The 20,938-nt window shown below is 46.0% G+C and carries 16 protein-coding genes; 8 read left to right on the top strand and 8 right to left on the bottom strand.

The window, feature by feature from the left end:
* Nucleotide 1 precedes the first annotated feature (1 nt).
* Together ABIE26_RS21420 and ABIE26_RS21415 are read left to right on the top strand one after the other, a co-directional pair.
* A complete protein-coding gene (locus ABIE26_RS21420; protein WP_310145604.1) occupies nucleotides 2-2,614 on the top strand; it encodes a sigma-54-dependent Fis family transcriptional regulator in 2,613 nt (870 codons plus the stop codon).
* A gap of 182 nt (nucleotides 2,615-2,796) precedes the next feature.
* Nucleotides 2,797-3,540: an SDR family oxidoreductase gene (locus ABIE26_RS21415; protein ID WP_310145603.1), complete on the top strand. Its 744-nt coding sequence runs from the start codon at nucleotides 2,797-2,799 to the stop codon at nucleotides 3,538-3,540.
* 115 nt (nucleotides 3,541-3,655) lie between these two features.
* Here the strand turns inward: ABIE26_RS21415 and ABIE26_RS21410 are convergent, their stop codons facing one another.
* Entirely contained in the window at nucleotides 3,656-4,393 is a 738-nt protein-coding gene (locus ABIE26_RS21410) for a glucosamine-6-phosphate deaminase (RefSeq protein ID WP_310145601.1), read from the bottom strand.
* Nucleotides 4,394-4,503: 110 nt separating this feature from the next.
* Nucleotides 4,504-5,928, bottom strand: coding sequence for a Gfo/Idh/MocA family protein (locus ABIE26_RS21405; protein ID WP_310145599.1), 1,425 nt, complete (start codon nucleotides 5,926-5,928; stop codon nucleotides 4,504-4,506).
* Nucleotides 5,929-6,116: 188 nt separating this feature from the next.
* Between ABIE26_RS21405 and ABIE26_RS21400 the strand changes: the two genes are divergently transcribed.
* The 3 genes from ABIE26_RS21400 to nagA are packed head-to-tail and all read left to right on the top strand — an operon-like array spanning nucleotide 6,117 to nucleotide 9,909.
* Entirely contained in the window at nucleotides 6,117-7,457 is a 1,341-nt protein-coding gene (locus tag ABIE26_RS21400) for a sugar MFS transporter (protein ID WP_310145715.1), read from the top strand.
* A 38-nt stretch (nucleotides 7,458-7,495) separates the two neighbouring features.
* Entirely contained in the window at nucleotides 7,496-8,716 is a 1,221-nt protein-coding gene (locus ABIE26_RS21395) for a Gfo/Idh/MocA family protein (RefSeq protein WP_310145597.1), read from the top strand.
* Between the two features lie 2 nt (nucleotides 8,717-8,718).
* A complete protein-coding gene (gene nagA / locus ABIE26_RS21390; protein ID WP_310145595.1) occupies nucleotides 8,719-9,909 on the top strand; it encodes an N-acetylglucosamine-6-phosphate deacetylase in 1,191 nt (396 codons plus the stop codon).
* Here nagA and ABIE26_RS21385 read toward each other — a convergent pair.
* From ABIE26_RS21385 to ABIE26_RS21365, 5 genes are all read right to left on the bottom strand, one after another.
* A complete protein-coding gene (locus ABIE26_RS21385; protein ID WP_310145593.1) occupies nucleotides 9,906-10,925 on the bottom strand; it encodes a LacI family DNA-binding transcriptional regulator in 1,020 nt (339 codons plus the stop codon). The genes nagA and ABIE26_RS21385 overlap by 4 nt on opposite strands.
* Before the next feature lie 43 nt (nucleotides 10,926-10,968).
* Nucleotides 10,969-11,730 (bottom strand): siderophore-interacting protein, encoded by a 762-nt coding sequence (locus tag ABIE26_RS21380; RefSeq protein ID WP_310145591.1) that lies wholly within the window; start codon nucleotides 11,728-11,730, stop codon nucleotides 10,969-10,971.
* 5 nt (nucleotides 11,731-11,735) lie between these two features.
* On the bottom strand, nucleotides 11,736-12,899 hold the full coding sequence (locus ABIE26_RS21375) for an MFS transporter (RefSeq protein ID WP_310145589.1): 1,164 nt from the start codon (nucleotides 12,897-12,899) through the stop codon (nucleotides 11,736-11,738).
* A gap of 86 nt (nucleotides 12,900-12,985) precedes the next feature.
* Nucleotides 12,986-13,837 (bottom strand): AraC family transcriptional regulator, encoded by an 852-nt coding sequence (locus ABIE26_RS21370; protein WP_310145587.1) that lies wholly within the window; start codon nucleotides 13,835-13,837, stop codon nucleotides 12,986-12,988.
* Between the two features lie 29 nt (nucleotides 13,838-13,866).
* On the bottom strand, nucleotides 13,867-14,130 hold the full coding sequence (locus ABIE26_RS21365) for a hypothetical protein (protein WP_310145585.1): 264 nt from the start codon (nucleotides 14,128-14,130) through the stop codon (nucleotides 13,867-13,869).
* A 76-nt stretch (nucleotides 14,131-14,206) separates the two neighbouring features.
* Here ABIE26_RS21365 and ABIE26_RS21360 point away from each other — a divergent pair, with 76 nt between their 5' ends.
* The gene (locus tag ABIE26_RS21360) at nucleotides 14,207-15,007 is read left to right on the top strand and encodes an endonuclease/exonuclease/phosphatase family protein (protein WP_310145583.1); all 801 of its coding nucleotides are present in this window, start codon (nucleotides 14,207-14,209) and stop codon (nucleotides 15,005-15,007) included.
* Here the strand turns inward: ABIE26_RS21360 and ABIE26_RS21355 are convergent.
* On the bottom strand, nucleotides 15,002-15,727 hold the full coding sequence (locus tag ABIE26_RS21355; RefSeq protein WP_354376252.1) for a DUF2461 domain-containing protein: 726 nt from the start codon (nucleotides 15,725-15,727) through the stop codon (nucleotides 15,002-15,004). The genes ABIE26_RS21360 and ABIE26_RS21355 overlap by 6 nt on opposite strands.
* A 46-nt stretch (nucleotides 15,728-15,773) precedes the next feature.
* Here ABIE26_RS21355 and ABIE26_RS21350 point away from each other — a divergent pair, with 46 nt between their 5' ends.
* Both ABIE26_RS21350 and ABIE26_RS21345 read left to right on the top strand, forming a co-directional pair.
* Nucleotides 15,774-16,787 carry a zinc-binding alcohol dehydrogenase family protein gene (locus tag ABIE26_RS21350; RefSeq protein WP_310145579.1) on the top strand — a complete coding sequence of 338 codons (1,014 nt, stop codon included), beginning with the start codon at nucleotides 15,774-15,776 and terminating at the stop codon, nucleotides 16,785-16,787.
* 19 nt (nucleotides 16,788-16,806) lie between these two features.
* Nucleotides 16,807-20,925 (top strand): hybrid sensor histidine kinase/response regulator transcription factor, encoded by a 4,119-nt coding sequence (locus tag ABIE26_RS21345; protein ID WP_310145577.1) that lies wholly within the window; start codon nucleotides 16,807-16,809, stop codon nucleotides 20,923-20,925.
* Nucleotides 20,926-20,938: the final 13 nt, after the last annotated feature.

Raw genomic sequence — 20,938 nt, 5'->3', positions numbered from 1 at the left:
TATGACAAGGCATTTACAACATGAGAATTTTTTAGAGAAACAACGACAGATCCTTTTAGAGTTGGGCAATGATATTACACGTGTAAGAGAGAAGAATGACCTCATTACGCTATTCTCAAAGCGGATAAAGGGTCTGTTTTATTTTACCCACACCATGATCACGCTGATAGACGTGCTGGATGATACCTATAAACCTTTTCTTTTAGACCACGAATCTTCACCGATAAGGACACATCCTGACTATGCGTTACTCGTCAATGCCAGATTTTCTCTGGATGAACCTTTTATTAAATCGGTACTGGAGACGGATTATCCTGTGATTTTTGAATTGGAAGATGAGATGGCACATCCTCAGAGTCCTGTATTTCTGCGTGCAAATTATGATATGGGCGTAAAACAAGTCTTGATGATGAAGCTGATGAATGCAGATAAACCAATAGGATTTATTCATATTTATTCAGATCGGACAGACAGTTTTACACAGGACTTTAAGGATATTATCAGGCGTATTTCGTCGCAGCTGTCAAGTGCGGTATCCAACATCATTAAAAATGAAGACATCAGGAAGAAAGAGGAGGAAAAATCTTTCCTGCTGGATTTTAGTAATGACATGACATCTGTGCGCACTAAAGAAGACCTCGCTGTTGTTGTGCGTACAACATTGCGCAAACTTACTCCTGAGGGCGGTTATGTAATCAGAAAAATAAATGAAGATGACCTCACCATGAGTGCCTATGTTTACGATCCGGGAACCGCCAGAGGTAACCCGTCTTTACTCAAGGAAGTGTTGTCTGCTAAATTTCCCATAAATGATGGCCTGCAGAACAGGGTGCTGGATAGCTATATCCCCTTACTGTTCAGCGTTAGCAGGGAAGCCGAGCGTGGGATTAAATCCAAATACCTGGACCTCTGGCAGGATATGGGGTTTAAGACTATGGTGGGTATTGCGTTACGTAATGGAAATGTGAATATCGGGCTTTTGTGGCTAAGTATAGATGAGATCAATATCCCTATTCTGCAAGGCATCTGTGCCCAGATTGCTGTGGCCATGAATAATATTATGGCCAATGAGGAGCTGCTACGGAAACAGCAGGAGCAATCCTTTTTGCTGGATTTCTCCAATGATATTGCTGGTGTTATGGCCAAGGCAGATCTGGAAACAGCTGTTTTTAAAGTGCTGGACCGGCTGCTGAATACCAAGCTGGCAATGCTGCGGCTCATCGACGATGATGGGCAGCACCTTAGCCCCTACATGTTTGATAAAAGTCTGTTTGAAGGACTGGTTAGTGATTTTGACAAGCTTTCTGAACAAAAGATTACCACCGATGAACATTATACCGCATTGGTGCTGAAAAGTAGCGGGGCGCTTGTTCTGAATGTTGAGGAACAGATGCAGACAGCGCATAAGCAATATGCGGCACTCTGGGGGAAAACCGGGTTTAAGAATATGTATGCAGCCGTGCTAAAGGTTGGGGATCAAATACTGGGCACAATCTGGATGCTTGCCGACCACCTTAGCATGCCGCTGTTCAAAGGCATTTGCGCCCAGATTTCTACTGCTGTTTCGAATATAAAGGCCAGTGAAAAGATATCAGCATACAGGAAAAGACTGGAAGACGAAAATGATTATTTGAAAGAACAGATCAGGACCATTTATAACTTTTCAGAAATGATTGGTAGTGGAAAACAGATGCAGCAGGTGTATCGTCTGATTTCGCTTGTTGCAGAAAGCAATTCTACGGTGATGATCTGTGGGGAAACAGGTACAGGAAAGGAGCTGGTAGCGCGTGCGGTACACAACGCATCACTGCGCAAAGATAAGCTGATGATCAAGTTAAATTGTGCAGCAATGCCTGCAAATCTGATTGAAAGTGAATTGTTTGGCCATGAACGCGGAGCTTTTACGGGGGCGGTTGAGCGGCGGATCGGTAAATTTGAGCTGGCCAATAACAGCACATTGTTTCTCGATGAAATCGGTGAAATGCCTATGGAGGCGCAGGTTAAATTGTTGAGGGTACTGCAGGAAAGGGAAATGGAAAGGGTTGGTGGAAAGACAACCATTAAGCTGGATGTTAGGGTGATCGCCGCTACTAACCGTGATCTGGAGGAGGAAGTAAGGGCGGGACGTTTCAGGTCTGATCTTTTTTACCGCCTAAATGTGTTTCCCATCAAACTTCCTCCTTTAAGGGATCGGATTGAAGATATTGACGCACTCACGGAATTTTTCCTGAGTAAATACGCTAAGACTACAGGAAGGAAAGTGACCAGGATATCACCTAAGGTAATGCAACAATTGCGGAGCTATTTGTGGCCCGGCAATGTGCGTGAATTGGAGCATGTGATGGAGCGTAGTGTATTGCTGGCCAATGATCATACGGTACGTGAAATTTATTTGCCAGATGATTCCATCGGTAGTGTTCAATTGTCAGAATTGCCGGGCAACCGTTCGTTGGAAGAAGTCGAAAGGACTTATATTATAGAAGTATTGAAACGCTGCAGTGGAAAGATCTCTGGCACTGGTGGTGCGGCAGAAATACTTGGCATACCCGGCAATACGCTTCATTCTAAAATCAAGAAATTGCAAATTCATAAAGCAGATTATTTTAGCAATTAACTTCCCGTTCGCTTTTTATCTCACTTTATAAAGTGACTTGTAAAGTGATTTCACTATATATCGTGAAAATTATTCTGGTACTTATGTTTAATTGATTGTAATTCAATAGGTTGTTGTTTTGGCATTAAAATGGACTTTTATGAGTCAGTTGACATAAAACAAATCACTTAAAAATTAAAGACATGAAAATTGTAATCATTGGCGGTACAGGACTTATAGGAACAAAAGTTGCGGGTAAGCTTCGCCAGCTTGGTCATAGCGTTATTGCGGGCTCACCTTCTACAGGCCTGAATTCCATTACAGGAGAAGGACTTGCGGAGGCAATGAACGGAACGGACATTGTGATCGATCTTTCCAATTCACCATCATTTGAAGACGGGCCTGTACTGGAGTTTTTTGAAAACTCTGGCCGCAACCTGATGGCCGCTGAAACCAATGCAGGTGTTAAGCACCACCTTGCTGTATCAATTGTTGGGGTAGACCGCATGCAGGACCTGGGGTATATGCGTGCTAAATTGGCGCAGGAAAACCTGATCAGGCAGTCAGAATTGCCTTATACGATTATCAGGAGTACGCAGTTTCTGGAGTTCATCCCGGCATTGGTAGGTGCGGCTACCAAGGACAATGAAGTGCATGTTTCAGATGTTGAATTTCAACCGATTTCTGCTGAAGATGTTGCTTCTTTTGTGACTGAACTGGCGCTTTCTGCACCAGCTAACGGTATTGTGGAAATTGCCGGTCCTCAGCGCCATTCACTCAGCGAATTTTTTGCCGCATATTTAAGGGAAAAGGACAGCACTAAACAGGTAATCACGAACAATAAAAGCGAGTATTTTGGCGGCCCTGTTCCCCATGATGGCCTGGTACCTCAGGGCAACGCAAAGCTTGGGGCTACTGATTTGCAGCAATGGCTATCCACACAGTAAATAAAATATTTTTGTGGTTAGACTATATTTCCGTTAGCCAGTTAAAATCACTTAATAATCAGCTAATTTGACTGACTAATAATAAAAAAGCTCTTCGTTTAGAAGAGCTTTTTTATTATACCACTGAAAGCAGTTCTGCCGATGCCTTATCGAAATAGAACCTGCAGTCTGGGTGTAGCTGTAAAATACTGGAGGGGTATTTATTACTTACCGGCTGCTCCAGGCTATCCTTTACCGCCTGGGCCTTTCTGCGGTCGGGCACAGAGCAGATGATGTGTTTGGATTTCAGGATCTGCTGAACCGACATGCTGATGGCCTGCGTAGGTACATCGTCAATGCTTTTAAACCATCCTTCTCCAAATTGCTGCTTGCGGCATTGCTCGTCCAGGTTCACCACCAGGTAAGGCACATGCGTGTCAAAATCTGCAGGAGGATCGTTAAAGGCCAGGTGCCCGTTTTCGCCGATGCCCACCAATGCCACATCTATAGGGTTTTGCTGAATGATCTCGCCCAGGCGTTTGCATTCGGCTTCAGGGTTGTTCTCGCCATTAACAAGATATACCGCTTTTAAGGGCGAAACTTTTTCAAGGAAGCGTTCTTTCAGGTATTTCCTGAAACTGGCAGGAGAAGATTCCGGCAGGTCAATATATTCATCCAGATGGAACATGGTTACCTTACTCCAGTCAATATCTTCTTTGATCAGCTGGTTTAAAGTTTCAAACTGGCTCGCCCCTGTGGCCAGGATAATGTTCGCTTTGCCATTGCTGGCGATGGTTTCCCTGATCAGGTCTGCCGCAGCCTTTCCGGCGGCAATTCCCAGTTCTTCAGGACTGTTTGTTACGCTTGTTTCCATTTTATTGTATTCGTGTTTTCAATGATTTATGTAATTCTTCTGCCGGTTTTAAGGGCAATAGCTACCCGTTCTCCCCAAAAAGGGGCAGTTCAGGTAGTTTGTTTTTCTGCTTAAATAACTCCTGTGGTGCCGCCCTTTGAAAGGGAAATGTCTACAGGTAAATTCTGCTTCCAGGATCCCCCCGTAAAGTCAGGAACATCAATAGAATTTGAACGGTTGTTCACAGACCACTCGCTCAGCGGCAATATGGAGCTCCACAATGCGGCATCGTAAACATCCTGGTCTAAAGGCAATCCGTTTCTCAGGCAATCTATGGTACGCCAGTCCATCAGAAAGTCCATTCCGCCGTGCCCGCCTACCGCTTTGGCCATCTCACCAATCTTCCTGACCAGGTTAGGGGTGTATTTCTGCTCCACAGCTTTGAACTCAGCTTCAGAAAGCCAGCCTTCATGACTGTTGGAGATGCGTGCCGGCAGCGGGTATTTCTGGGCGGTGCCCTTGGTTCCGCTAATGAGGTGCAAACGGGAGTACGGCCTTGGCGAGGTCACATCGTGCTGCACCATAATGGTGCGGCCCAGCTGCGTTTTTATGGTAGTGGTGCTCATGTTGCCCCTGTAGGTTTTGCCTACATAAGGTTTAAAAAAGGCATCTTTGGCGGCCAGTTCTTTGGCCATTTCGTTCATCATGAAGTCATTGGAAGAAACCGACACCAGGTAATCCATTTTATCGCCGCGGTTGATGTTCATTACCTGGCATATCGGGCCAAGCCCATGGGTAGGATATAGGTTGCCTTTATGTTTAATGTTTTCCTTCAACCTCCACATGTCGTAATACTTGGTCTTAGAAAAATTCCCCTCCAGCAGGTCGTGGATGTAGGCACCTTCGCAATGGATGATGTCCCCAAAATAACCTTGTCTGGCCATGTTCAGGGTAAGCATTTCAAAGAAGTCATAGCAGCAGTTTTCCAGCATCATGCAATGCTTTTTTGTGCGCTCAGAAGTTTGCACCAGCTGCCAGCATTCATCAAGTGTGGTTGCGGCAGGTACTTCGGTACATACGTGCTTGCCATGGTTCATGGCATACACCGCCATGGGTGTATGCAGTTCCCAGGGAGTAGCTATATAAATGAGGTCAATATCGTCGCGCTCGCAGAGTTTTTTCCAGGCTTCTTCCTTATCGGTGTAAACCACGGGCTTGTGTGCGGTCTTTTTTAAATTATCAAGCGATGCAGCGGTTTTTTCCGGACGGAGGTCGCACAGCGCATTGATGCTGGTACCGGCAATTCTGGCCATGCGTTTTACAGCTGCGGCACCACGGTTGCCCAGGCCTATGAAACCTATACGCACCGTATCCAGTTTAGGGGCGGCATAGCCGCTCATGTTAAACTCCTGCTTGTGTACCCTTTTGGCCAGTTTAAGGATATTGTCCTGCCCCGGATTTTCAGCAGGGCTGTAGCCCGATAAAATACCGGAAGAGGCCAGTCCGAGGCCTGCCAAACCGCTCAGTTTTAAAAAATCTCTCCTGTTGTTCTTCATTAATTGTGTGATTATTGATGATGAGTTTTTTTCAAAGCTATTAAATGACTTTTAAGAATCTGAGTGAAAAACTGAATAAAACAGCGAGAACGTTATCGGTAGCGTTGCCGCTCATTTATCTGTTCTGTAGTGTTTTATTCTCTGCTGATATCCTTAGTTTCGTTTTTCAGATCATATACCAATCAACTATGGCCAAACAACCAGTTTCTTCTGTATCGGTAGGTTCCCTGAGCAAGCGCGATACCTTGATTTCCATCCTCATTATCGGGTTATTGTTTTTTATCTTTGGTTTTGTATCCTGGATAAATGCCATCCTGATCCCTTATTTCAAAATCGCCTGTGAACTGAGCAATTTCGAATCTTACCTGGTGGCCTTCGCTTTTTACATCTCATATTTTGTCATGTCTGTACCTTCCTCCTTTCTTTTAAAATCTGTAGGCTTTAAAAAGGGGATGATGATCGGTTTCTGGACCATGGCCCTTGGTGCGTTTATATTTGTGCCGGCTGCGCTGACCCGCACTTATGAAGTTTTTCTGTTGGGCTTGTTTTCTTTGGGTGCAGGGCTGGCCATATTGCAAACTGCAGCTAACCCTTACATTACGGTTCTGGGCCCCAGGGAAAGGGCTGCCCAGCGCATCAGCATCATGGGCATTTGCAATAAAGGGGCAGGCATACTGGCGCCATTATTGTTTGCTGCGGTAATACTGAAGGCAACCGATGGGGAACTCTTTAAGCAATTGCCTTTAATGAATGCGGCAGAGAAGAGCGCCGCGCTCGACGAACTGATCAGGAGGGTGATTGTTCCCTATGCCTGTGTAGGTGCGGTTTTGGTTGGGCTTGGCCTGATGGTGCGTTACTCGCCCCTGCCGGAAATTGATACCGAACATGAAAGCGAGGACGTAGCAGCTGCCAATTCAGGCAAGACCAGTATTTTTCAGTTCCCTCACCTCATACTGGGTGCTGTTGCCATATTTCTGCATGTAGGCACACAGGTTATCGCTATTGACACGATCATAGGTTATGCAGGTTCCATGAACATCCACCTGCTGGAAGCCAAAATTTTTCCATCCTATACGCTGTTTGCCACCATTTGCGGTTATACCATAGGGATACTGATCATCCCTAAATTCATCAGCCAGGTAAATGTGCTGCGCATTTGCACCCTGCTGGGTACAGTGTTTACTTTGCTGATCATTTTTGGACATGGCCCGGTTCGCATTCTGGGGCATACGGCCGATATTTCCATCTGGTTTGTGGTGCTGCTCGGACTGGCAAATTCATTGGTGTGGGCAGGTATATGGCCGCTTGCACTCGACGGTCTGGGCAGGTATACCAAACTGGGGGCTTCAATTATGATCATGGGGCTTTGCGGAAATGCCATTATGCCACTTTTTTATGGTTACCTTGCTGATGTATATGACCTCCGGACGGCCTATTGGGTGCTGTTCCCATGTTACCTGTACCTGGTATTCTATGCATTTAAAGGTTACCAGATCAGAAACTGGTCAATTCAATCAATTAATCGTTAAATTTAAGCTGTAAATGGTTTTCTAAAGGAGATAAAACAATGAAACCGGAAGAACTTTCAAGAAGACAATTTTTAACCAGGAATGCCCTGGCTTTGTCGGGTTTAGCGTTAAGCTATGCAGGCTTTCCTGCTGCAGCGCAGGGCCATTTCAGAAATGACAGCATCAGGATAGGGGTAATCGGCACCGGATCAAGGGGCGCCGGCCTGATCAAGCTCATTGGCGGGATACCGGAACTACAGGTTACAGCTTGCTGCGATCCCATACCCGAACACCTTAAAAACGGCCTAAAGCAGGCAGCCAAAGGTGCCAGGGCCTATACAGATTACCGTAAGCTGCTGGAAGATAAAAATATTGACGCGGTGATTATTGCTACCCCACTTTACCTGCATTGCCCCATGGCTGCAGATGCTTTGTCGGCAGGCAAGCATGTATATCTCGAAAAATCCATGTCGTACAACATTGCCGAGGCCATTGCGCTGGAAAAAAAGGTACGCCAATCCAACCTGGTTTTCCAGGTAGGCTACCAGTACCGCTATTTTGGTTTGTACCATAAGGTAAAAGAAGTGATGGAGCAGAACTGGCTTGGAAAGGTTACCCATTTTGAATGCCAGTACAACCGCAACTCCAACTGGCGTTTTCCGGTAACTGATCCAAAGATGGAGCGTGCCATCAACTGGAGGATGTACAAAGAGTATTGCGGCGGGCCCTTGTCCGAATTGTGCGCCCATGCCATTGATGCCGTGCATTACCTTACCAATTCCCATCCATTAAAGGTGACTGCAATGGGCGGTGTAAATTACTGGAAAGACGGCAGGGATACCTACGACAACATCAGGGCCATTTACGAATATCCGAACGACATAAAAGTGAGTGTAACCTCAGTGCTTTCCAATGCTTATAACGGCTACGGGATCCGGATCCTGGGCGATAAAGCAACCCTGGAAATACAGCGTGATAAGGCATTTATTTATCCGGAAGTGCTGAACAACAAAAGGGGCACGGTAGACGGGGTTACCGGGGCTACCATTGCAGTGACCACCCAGGGGAAAGGCAATGAGCTGGTATTTGAAAAACCGGGCGAAAAATCATTGGAACCCACGGTTTATGCGTTGAAGGATTTTGCAAAATGTATCCTTACCAAAGCTAAACCACTATCCAATGCAGCTACAGCAAAAGATTCGTCCATAGCCATTCATATGGGCAATACAGCAGCAGAAACAGAAACCATACAACTCTGGAAACCAGAATATTCAAGTTAAATATGCAAAGCCAAAGGCTGAAAATATACAATGGGCAGGTCATTACGCCCTATAAAATCATTAAACAGGCTGCCGTACTGATTGAGGGCGGAAAGATTGTGGCCATAATTGAAGGGAACGCTGATTTTCCGGATGCGGAAGAAATTGATGCCGGGGGGGATTACATCTCGCCGGGCTTTATAGACCTGCACATTCATGGGGGCGGGGGGCACGATTTTATGGACAACACCATAGAGGCGTTTCTGGGCATTGCCGAAACCCATGCCCGTTATGGCACTACGGCCATGTGTCCAACCACGTTAACCAGTGAAAAGGAAGACCTGCTGGAAACCCTGAGGATTTATGAGCAGGCCGATCAGCTAAACCATAAGGGGGCGGCTTTTATAGGCATGCACCTGGAGGGGCCCTATTTTGCGCTGAGCCAGAGGGGGGCACAGGACCCACGGTATATCCGTGATCCTGACCCTTCAGAATACAAGGAAATACTGGCCTCTACCAATGTGATCAAAAGGTGGAGTGCTGCGCCCGAATTAAAGGGGGCTATTGAATTTGGCAGGTACCTGAAATCAAATGGGGTACTGGCGGCAGTAGCGCATACAGATGCCATTTATGAGGAAGTACTCGAGGCCTTTGAAAATGGCTATACACTGGCTACACACTTTTATTCCAGCATGTCCGGTGTAACCCGACGCGAGTGCTTCCGCTATGCAGGCGTAGTAGAAAGCGGTTACCTGATTGATGAAATGGATGTGGAGATCATAGCTGATGGCGTCCATTTGCCGGCACCACTGTTAAAACTGATCTTTAAAATAAAAGGCGCGGGACGCACTGCACTCATTACCGATGCCATGCGGGCTGCAGGAATGCCACCAGGTGATAGTGTATTGGGGAGTTTAAAGAACGGCTTGAAAGTGATCATAGAAGACGGTGTAGCCAAGCTGCCCGACAGAAGTTCTTTTGCAGGAAGTGTAGCTACGGCTGACCGGCTGGTGCGGAACATGGTGCAAATGGCCGGGGTTTCGCTGGAAGATGCGGTAAGGATGATCAGCAAAACACCTGCGCGTATCATGGGCCTGGAACACCGCAAAGGTGCACTGGTTGCAGGCAAGGATGCCGACGTGCTGATTTTCGACAAGGATATCAATATCCGGCACACCATCGTAAACGGCAAATTGGTTTACAGCCGCCCTTAGTTTTTTCTGCTGCTGGATTCCCTGGCAATCAGTTTGCCGGGCAATACAATTTCTTCGGCATGAAAGTATTTCTTGGTGATGTGTTTGATGAGGAGCTCACAGCTCAATTTTCCGATCTCAAAGGCGGGTTCTGCAATGGTCGATAAGCTGGGCGAGATAATTGTTGACATGGGATCATTGGTAAAGCCAATTACGCCAAATTCTTCACCCACTTTAATCCCTTTGTTTTTAAGGGTAAGCATAGCACCAATCGCCTTTCTGTCGTTTACAGCAAAAATGGCATCTGGCTGGTGTTGCAGTTGCAAAAGCTGCCGGGTATCGGCTTCTCCGTGCTCTTGCGAAAAGCCCGAATAAACTACCCAATCCTCGTTCGGCTCAATGTTGTGCTGTTTCAATGCGTCCAGGTAGCCCCGTAGCCTGGCTTCGGTAAAGCTAAGCCCTTTAGGACCTGCAATATGGGCTATTTTTTTATACCCGTTCTCAATCAGGTGTGTTACGGCTTCAAAAGCCCCGTTGTAGTCATCCTGCATTACTTTCGAGGTATCAATTTCGCTGGCTACCCGGTCAAAGAACACCACGGGGATGCCTTCATCTACAATCTCCTGAAAATGGCTGCAGGAATCGGAATCTGAAGAAATGGAAACCAAAAGACCATCCAGACTGGAAACAGAGAGGTTCTCCATAATGGCCAGTTCCCTTTCGGGCGAGTCGTTGGTGACAAACAGAATAATGTTATAACCGTTATTGTAAGCTACTTCCTGAATACCGGTAATGACCGTAGAAAAATAGTAATTGGTAATAAATGGCAGGATTACCCCCAGGTTGTGCGTACTGCCCTTCGCCAGTCCGGTTGCATTGAAGTTGGGCTTGTAATTTAACTCTGCGGCAAGGGCCAGTACCTTTTCCTTGGTTTCCTGGTTCACATCATAGGTATCCCTTAAGGCCCTGGATACCGTAGAAACAGAAATGTTTAAAATTTTTGCAATATCCTTTATCGTTACATAATGACGGGCCATAAAAAGGGGTTTTTATGTGCCTAAGTTAGTAAAAAAACAGGAATTAACCCTGTCTTTCCATGGCCCGCTCATTACCCGACTCATCTTCTGATCTGCCTCTTTTCCAGTAAGAGGTAATGCTGCAATTCTCTTTTCCCCAACTGTGTTTGTCCCGGAAGTAAGTTTTCAGTTCCTTTACCGCATCAGATTCTGCCGCAATAAATACAAAACTATGGGAAAGTGGCAGGGGATTGCTTTTTACTGTATCTGCCAGCCTGCTGCTATGATCCAGCTCCCGGTTGTGTAACCAGGTTAAGGTAACATCAGCCTTAGAAACCAGGTTCATTTCATCTTGATTGTGGTAAACCTCCAGGATGACCTCTGCTTTGGCATGGGCAGGCAGCTGTTCAAGGATTGCAGCAATTACAGGCATGGCGGTCATGTCGCCAATCAGCAGGTAATTGTCCCGTTCCGGAACCAAAGGCCGTTTGCTGTCTTTCATGGCAATTTCCAGTGTATCCCCTTTTTGTGCGTTGATGGCCCAGGCAGATGCCGGGCTATTGTCGCCATGCGCCACAAAATCAATCCATAAGGTTTGGGTTTTCCAATCTATATTCCGGGTGGTATAGGTCCTCCTGAGTGTGACTTCCTCAGCTGCACCTTTTACCGGAATGAATATTTTATTGTTGGCCCCAATCGTAATGTTCCGGAAATCTTCCATTTGGGTTTCCGTCATCGCAAACAGGATGCGGATATAATGAGGTGTCAGGTATTTTTTTTCGGCAACACTAAAGACCGAACGGATGATTTTTTTCTGAATTTCCATGGTTTTTATTTTTTATTTCTGATGCTTAGCACAACAATGGATAGTAAGGCACTCAGTGCGCCAAAAAAATAAACAGATTGATAGCCGTACAGTCCGGCAATAACGCCTGCAATAGGCCCGGCAAGCCCCAGTGATACATCGAAAAAGGCAGCATAGGCGCCCAAGGCGGTGCCACGCATCTGCGGACTTACCTTTTGAATGGCCAGTACCCCCAATGCAGGAAAGACCAGTGAAAACCCGATGCCGGTAAGACTGCAGCCTACAATTGCCATTGCTTCTGAATTGGAAAAGCCAATGAGCAGCTGGCCCGCTATTTCGATAAGGAAGGATACTATTGCGACTTTGTAACCGCCAAATTTGTCGGGGAACGAGGAGAAAAGAACTCTTGTGAGTATATAGAACCCGCCGAAAGTTAAGAAGGGCAATGATGGATTAACCCAGTTTCTTTCTTTAAAAAATAAGGCAATAAAAGAGGAGATGCATGCAAATCCAATAGAAGAAAATGCCAGTGCCAATCCCTGATCAGCTATTTTTCCGATCACTTTATAAAAGGGGGTACGCTGATGGGCCAGGTCGACCGGTAAATTGGGCAGTTCCATAGTGAAAAGCCAGCTTGCGGCCGACAGCAGCAGGATCAGTGCAAATACATAACCCAATCCTGATACACTGTGTAAATACATGGCCAGGGGAGCCCCCAATGCAATCCCCGCGTACATGGCAATCCCGTTCCAGGTCATTACCTTGCCCGATTGCTGATGACCTACCAGGCCAATACCCCAGGTCAGTGCTCCGGTTATGGCCAGACTCTCAGATACACCGTGCATAATTCTTGCTAAAAACAAAATCAGTAAAGCCAGGAGCTGGTTGTCTTTAAAAAACACGCTGGCCAGGTAAATGAGGCCGGTAAGCATGGCCATTAGTATGCCATAATGGTTACCCGTTTTTGCGCCTTTGGTATCTGCAATTTTTCCTGCATAGGCCCTTGTTAGCAAAGTGGCTAGAAATTGTATCCCGATAACTGCGCCTACAATCCAACTGCTGTAATGCAATTCGTTTTTAATAAAGGAAGGAATGGTACCTAAGGTAATTCCTATGCAGAGGTAGATCGCAAATACGGAAATGATAATTGGACTTATCGTCTTTGTGAAATTTTTTGTTCCCTGATTCATATCTGTGGTATAATTAACATACTACTCAACTGTTTGAGTTTACAGCTGCAAAACTAGGAAGCGGTTCGAAGTATCAGGGTTGGCTTTTAATGGTTATGATTGGACAAACGATGGTTGTTTTTTCTAAACGTTCCAGCGGTTGTCCCGGTATTTTTTTTGAAGAACCTGGAAAAATAGGCATGGTCTTCATAACCCAGTGCAAAGGCGATTTCTTTTACATCCATATCGGTGTAAAAGAGCAGGCGCTGGGCTTCCAGCAGGGTTTCTTTCTGAATCCAGTAGCTGGCCACAAATCCGGTCAGCGCTTTGCTCAGCTCGTTCAGATATAGGGGGGTAATATTCAGCTGAGCTGCATAATCTTTAACCTGTTTGGTTTCCTTAAATTGCTGTTTAATGAGCGCTTTAAAGGCTATAACGAGTTGGTATTTATGACTGCCCGTTAGCACATTTACACGGTTTTGAGGAATAAAAGCAGCTGTAATCATGCCTGTTAAAGTACTTACGCATGCATGAAGGATAGATTGATAAAGCAGGTGCTCCCCTTCTATGGTAAATCTGTACAGGGTGTCGGCCAATGCAAAAACCGGGGTCCCGCTGCTGAGGTTTACCACCTGATGGTGGTACATAAAGGTATCCAGAATTACGCTGTATTCGGCTGGGATCAGTTGCTGTTCTACAAAAATCAACCAGCCTTCAGCAGCTTTACTGCCCAGGTACTGATGCACCTGGCCCGGTGCTACAAAACACAGGCAGTTTTGCTCCAGCTTCCATTCTTTAAAATCAATGGTCCAGGCAGATGCTCCCTTTTGCTGCAGCATGAACATATAATGATCGTCCCTGTGCGGGGTTTTGGGCGCACCGGCTACAGCTGTAAAGGGAAGTAACTCAATACCACCTGGCTGCAATTCATTATGATGTACAGGTATTTTATTCCTCAAGAACTTTATGCTACTTTATCCGGCTGTTTTTAATAACCCGCAGGCTTCCATATCTTGAATATGTTCTGGTGGCCTCCGCCAATTTCCCGGATAACCAGGCAAAGGTTGTCTTCTCTTTGCGGGAAATGTTTATCAATGATCTGTTGCGTTTGCTGTATCAGTTTCCCTAGGTGCTGTTCAAAGTCAATGTTGCTTACATACAAGATGACCTGGTTCATTCGGGAAGAAATGGTGCATTCAAAGGTGAATTCTTTTTTGAGCGCTTTTACTACTTTTGATCTCAGTTTTTTCATTAGCAGAAATTGTTGCTGTTATATATTATACTACCTTCGGTAACAGTAAATATATGTATTATCTCCGACTATAACGATGAATGTATTAAAGATTATATGTAACATTTGTTTGTTAATTGTACTTTTTTTTAGCGCCCGGGCACAGGGCCGCTTTAAGGTATTAGACTATAATGTATTAACAGGTTTTCAGAAAAATCCGGCCCAGGCGGCAATATTTGTAGAATGGGTTAAAGGTATCGATCCCGACATGGTTGCCATGCAGGAGCTGAGCACTTTTACTCAGGATTCGCTGGAACGGCTGGCCAGAAGATATGGGCACGCTTATGCAGTTTTGCTGACCAAAGAGCGGGCTGCGCCTATGGGCATCACCTCAAAATATCCTATTGTAAATGTGCAGAAGGTAACCGACAACATGCACCATGGCTATATCTGTGCCAGGGTAAAGCACTATCATGTGGTGGTTACCCATTTGTCGCCTTTCTCGTACGAAAAGTGTAAGGAAGAGATCAGTAATATCCTGGCATGGAGCAGTACGCTTCCCAAAAAGGAAAAACTGATGATCATGGGCGATCTGAACGCTTTTGCTGCAACAGATAGCCTGCTTTACCAGGAAAAGGGATACAAAAGGCGTTACGGTGTAATCCGGCAACTCCTGGAAGCCGGGTTTACTGATGCCTTTGCATTTAAAAAACAGGTGAAGGAATTCAGCTATCCGACAAAAAAATATGAAAACGGCGTCAAACAATATGGCCGGCTGGATTATATTTTTCTGAACGGTGCACTAAAAAAAGATTGTCTCGACATCCGTATTGTCAGGGATCAGGTTACTGATCAGCTGTCCGATCACTACCCTTTGCTGATGGAATTGAGCTTATAAACCATTGCTGTCGCTGGTCAGCACCTCACTCATATAATCGAAAAAGGGGCGCATGGCCTGAAAGGTAAGGCTGGCCTCAGTTAAAAAGCTATCTGCTAAAACTTCCTTATCTGTAAAGCGCCGCTGCAGCAAAAACTGTTTATAGCGTAAAAGGTCAATGGCTGCATGGTCCTGGTCAAAGCCTTTTGGGGCCGTTTTTAGCTGCTCGCCCCTCAGCGTTTCAAAATTGGCTACAAATGACGGACTGCTGATGATCTTCCTTAGGGGGGCATCATCAAAGGCAATATCATCCCTGATAAGTTTTAAATCGGCCGGTACCGGCCCCCAGAACCCGCCTGCAATGAAACTATTGCCGGGTTCAATCTGAAAATAGTATCCGCCCCTGCGGTATCTGGTAGCACGTTTAAAGCTGCCGCTCCAGTGTGTTTTATAAGGCGTTTTATCGGCCGAGAAGCGGGTGTCCCTGTATATGCGGTACAGGCTTTTTTTGCCGGAAGGGGTTTCTAAAACTTCATGTGCCGATAGTTTTTCCAGTAAAGCCTGGGCAAAGCCCTCAATAAGGCTCTGTTCTTTTTGGAACGTTTCTTTATGGGCATTGAACCAGTCCCGGTTGTTGTTGTCTTTTAGCGCATTCAGGAAACTGAAAGTACTTTCATAGACCTGTGTTTGTTGTTCAGCAGATTTTGACATATGGATGTGATGTGTTGCAAATATAGGCATAAGCCTTTTCTCTTGAATTGCCTATCTTTGGATATAGGATAAACAAATGAAAGCAATCGGATTTAAAACTTCATTACCCATTACTGAAAAAGACAGTTTTGTAGAATTTGACACCCCGGTTCCCCATGCTGAGGGGCGGGACCTGCTGGTGAAGATCAAGGCCATTAGCGTAAACCCCGTCGATTTTAAGATACGGCAGAACGCAGCTAAAGATACCGTGCTGGATACGCCAAAGGTAATTGGCTGGGATGCCTGTGGTGTTGTTGAAGCCGTAGGTGACGGGGTAACCTTATTTAAAAAAGGAGACGAGGTATATTATGCGGGCGACATTAACCGCAGCGGGAGCAATGCCGAATACCAATTGGTGGATGAGCGGATTACCGGAAAAAAGCCTTTGTCGCTCACAGTTGCAGAAGCTGCCGCAATGCCCCTTACCGTACTTACGGCATGGGAGATCCTGTTCGACAGGATCCGCATCAGTCCTGAAAAAGACAAAGGTAAAAGCCTGCTGATTATCGGTGGCGCCGGTGGTGTGGGCTCTATAGCTATACAGCTGGCAAAAAAAATAGCCGGACTTACCGTTATTGCTACCGCATCGCGCCCCGAAAGCATACAATGGTGCAAGGAAATGGGTGCTGATGTGGTTGTAGATCACCGCAACCTGACCGAAGCAATGAATGCCGCAGGATTCAGCATGGTAGATTTTATTCTTGATTTTGTAGATACCAGTGCCTATTGGGATGCCATGGCCGATTTGATTAAACCACAGGGGCATATTGCTTCCATTACCGGCGCCGGTACGCCTGTTGCCCTGAACAAACTGAAAAGCAAAAGTGTAAGCTTTAGCTGGGAGTTTATGTATACCCGCTCTTCATTTCAGACGGACGACATGCAGGAACAGCATAACATTTTGAACCGGGTGGCAGATTTACTGGATGAAGGTATCTTAAAACATACACTGACAACCACGCTTAACGGACTTACAGCCGATAACCTTAAAACTGCACATGGCTTACAGGAGAGCGGTAAAACCATTGGTAAAACCGTAATTTTGTTATAGGAAAAATTTTTCGCAGCAAATGAGGAAGCTTTTAACCGCCAGGATACTGACCATAAGGACAGCCATGATGCTGATTTCCTTATGCTTTTCTGCTAAAAGCTTTGCCCAGCTTTCTTTTGATCATTTATCGGTAAGTAATGGCCTTTCACAAAGTACGGTGCTTGCCATTTGTAAAGACAGCAGGGGCTATATGTGGTTCGGCACGCGCGATTGCCTGAACAGGTACGACGGCAAAGGCGTAAAAATCTACAGGAACGATCCGGAGAACCCAGCCTCCATTAGTTCCGAGGATTATATTTATGCCCTGCTGGAAGACAAACAGAAAAACCTGTGGGTAGGTACGCAGAATGGCCTTAACCGGTACATCCCTGAAAAGGATGCTTTTGAGCGTATTCCCTTTAATGCAGCAGATCCGCATGGCATCAGCGATAAGATCGTGCTTTCCATATTGGCCGATAGTAAAGGAAGGTTGTGGTTTGGAACCAACCTTGGCCTGAGCATGCTGGAGGAGCCTTCTTCAAGAAAATTTAAAAAGTTTTACCAGAAAGACGGCCTGGCCGGAAACGCTGTTTATGCTGTTTTTGAAGACAGCAGGGGCAACATCTGGGTGGGTACAACGGAAGGACTGAGCGTAATGACCTTAAAGAATGGCCGGTACCAGATCCGTTCTTTTCATCACAACCCTGCCGATCCCAAAAGCATCAGCGGCAATTCCATACGGACGGTGACCGAAGACCGCAAGGGCAGGATCTGGGTAGGATCGGAAACCGAAGGCCTGAACCTCTTTGTACCCGAGTCGGGTTCCTTTATCAGGTTTAAAAGCAATGCGCTGAACCCTGATGGCCTGAGCAACGACATCATCCGTAAGGTACTGCCCGGCAAAAACGGGAAACTATGGGTAGCTACCATGAATGGTTTGAATGTCCTGGATCCTGAAACGCTTCGCTTTACCATTTATAAACATGATGCGGATAACCGGAAAAGTTTAAGCGACAACTCCATTAAAGAGATTTATGAAGACGATCAGGGCTCGGTATGGATCGGGACCATGTTTGGAGGGGTAAACGTTACGCACCGCAATACCATTCCATTTACCATTTATAAATACAACAAATACCGGAACAGCATCAGCAGTGACATTATCAGTGTGATTGAAGCCGATAAGCAAGGCAACCTGTGGATTGGCACTGAAGGGCAGGGACTGAATTATTTTGAGGTAAAGACCGGCCTTTTCAAAAAATACGTAAATGACCCACGCGATCCAGGCAGCCTGAGCAATAACACCATTAAAGCAATTTTTAAGGATAGTAAAGACCGGATCTGGATTGGCCTTTACCAGGGCGGACTGGAACTTTTTAATCCGGAAAGTGGTAAGTTTAAGCACTATCCGCCCCGTGCCGGCGGCTTGAGTTACGGCTATATCAGTAGTATTTCGGAAGATGACCAGGGCAGGTTGCTGTTGGGTACCTCTTCAAAAGGGCTGAACATTTTCGATCCGCAAAAAGAGACCTTCCAGGTCATCAGTTCTGAACCTGCTGCAGGCTTAAGGCTGAGCAGTGGCTACATCAGGTTTGCCTATCAGGATACCAGAAAGAATTTATGGGTAGGTACGCCCCGGGGGCTCAACCTGCTGAGGCCCGGCGCGAAGCAGTTCAAGGTCTTTTTAAGAAACGACAAGCATAAGGACAGTCTTAAATCCAATCAGATCAGCTGTATGCTGGAAGACAGTCGTGGTAACATCTGGATCGGATCCATGCGGGGCGGACTAAGTTTGTACCATCCAAAAACCGGTTCTTTCAGTACTTATAACCGTGCAAACGGCCTGGCCAGCGACAACATCATCGATCTGCTGGAAGATAACGATGGCAATCTTTGGATCAGTACGGACCGGGGCCTGATCAAGTTTGATCTGCGCAGAAAGTCTTTTAAGCACTACAATACAGGCGACGGGCTTCCCGCAAATGAGTTCAACATCAACTCGGCCTACAAGGATAAGAATGGTAAATTGTATTTCGGGAGCTACAATGGGCTGGTCGCTTTCACACCGGGCGACATCAGGGAAAATACCCTTGTGCCCAAAATTGTTTTTTCGGGCCTTAAGCTGTTCAATAAACCTGTACTTATTGACGGGCCCGATCATTTGCTCAAGGAAGACATCAGTTTTGCAAAGGTGGTTACCTTTGCCGCCAGCCAGAATATTTTTTCTGTAGATTTTCTTGCCCTCAATTACATACAGCCGCAGCGCAACAAATATGCCTATAAGCTGGAAGGTTTTGAGAAAGACTGGAACTATGTGAACATCCCGACAGCAACCTATACCAATTTACCGGCAGGGAAATACAAACTCCTGGTAAAAGGAAGCAATAACGATGGCTTGTGGAACAGTACACCCGCCAGCCTGGAAATCAGGATACTTCCGCCTTTGTGGAAAACCTGGTGGGCCTACCTTCTGTATTTCATTGCGGGCGCTGCAGTACTTTATTTTGTACTTCGTTTTACCAGGCGGCAGCAACGACTGGAATCTGAACTTTATTACGAGCACCTGAACAATGAGCGGCAGCAGGAGCTTTACCAGATGAAGCTGGACTTCTTTACCAGGATTTCGCACGAGATCCGTACCCCCTTAACTTTGATCTTCGCTCCGCTGGAGAAACTGATCAGACTGACAACAGAAAACAATACGGTAAACCAGCAACTCCTGGGTATTAAAAGAAATACAGACCGTTTGCTGGGCCTGATCAGCGAATTGCTCGATTTCAGAAAGATAGAGAGTGGGAATGTCAGTCTGCAGGTATCCGAAAATGACCTGGTTGCTTTTTGTCGCGGTATTTATGATTCCTATGCAGGCCTGGCAGAAATAAAGCATATAGACTATCATTTCAATTGCAGCAGCGCGCGGCTCCTGGTATACTACGACATTAGCCAGATGGAGAAAGTTTGTTACAATATTCTTTCCAATGCTTTTAAATATACACCCGATGGGGGGAAAATAACTTTTACGGTAAGCGAAGCACAGGGCCAGGCCATCATTGCCATCACAGATACCGGCGTGGGGATCCCTGCAGAACTTCAGGACAAGATTTTTACCAATTTTTACCAGGTTAAATCGGGTGCAGCAAGTGCCGAAGGCTGGGGGATAGGCCTGGCGCTGGTTAAAAACATAGTAGAATTGCACAAAGGGCAGATCTCGGTAGAGAGTGAACAGGCTCTTGAAGGCCGAAATGGCAAAACAAGCCTTACAGTTAAGCTTCCGCTGGGAAAAGACCATTTTAATGCAGATGAGCTATCGGCTGCGCCGGATAACTTAGCAGCGCTGTCCGATAAAATGGTACTGCCCGAACAGCAGGTAACCATTGCAGTTGCAGAAAGCCCTGTTGAAAAAAAATACACCGTACTGGTGGCAGAGGACAATGACGAGCTGAGAGGTTTTATTGTACAATCCCTTCAAAATACTTACCATATCCTGGAAAGTATGAACGGTTTGCAGGGATGGGAAACGGCCCTTGAGCATGTCCCGGACCTCATCGTCAGCGATGTTACGATGCCGGAGCTGAACGGTCTGGAGCTTTGTGCCCGGCTGAAACAGGAGGAACGGACAAACCATATCCCGGTAATTATGCTTACCGCTATGGCTTCACAGCTGCAGCAGGTACATGGGCTCGAAGCAGGGGCCGACGTCTACATCACCAAACCCTTTAGCATACAGGTACTGGAACTGAGCATCCGCAACCTTTTAAACGGACGTGAAGAACTGAAGCAAAAGTATGTGCGGCAGATCATGCTTAATCCCAGGAAGCTGGAAATGGTGTCGCCCGATGAGAAATTTCTAAACAGGTTGATGCAGCTGGTAGAGGATAAGATGGAAGACCCGGACTTCAATGTAGCCAGCCTGGTAGAAGATATTGGCATGAGCCAGACGGTGCTGTATAAAAAGATCAAGGCACTTACCGGCCTCTCTATTACAGATTTTATCAAATCGCAGCGACTCAAAAGAGCTGCACAATTGTTATCAGATCATAAAATGAACATTGCAGAAGTAGCCTATTCCGTAGGTTTTAACGATAGAAAATACTTCAGCAAGGAATTCCGCAAACAATTTGGTACCGCTCCTTCAGACTATTCCCAAAAAACAGATTAGTACCCCCATTTGA

The organism is Pedobacter africanus (assembly GCF_040548825.1).
In the GTDB taxonomy this organism is placed as follows: Bacteria; Bacteroidota; Bacteroidia; order Sphingobacteriales; family Sphingobacteriaceae; genus Pedobacter; species Pedobacter africanus_A.
The sequence above is the reverse complement of the archived record's forward strand: the minus strand, read 5'-3'. Positions and strand labels throughout refer to the sequence as shown.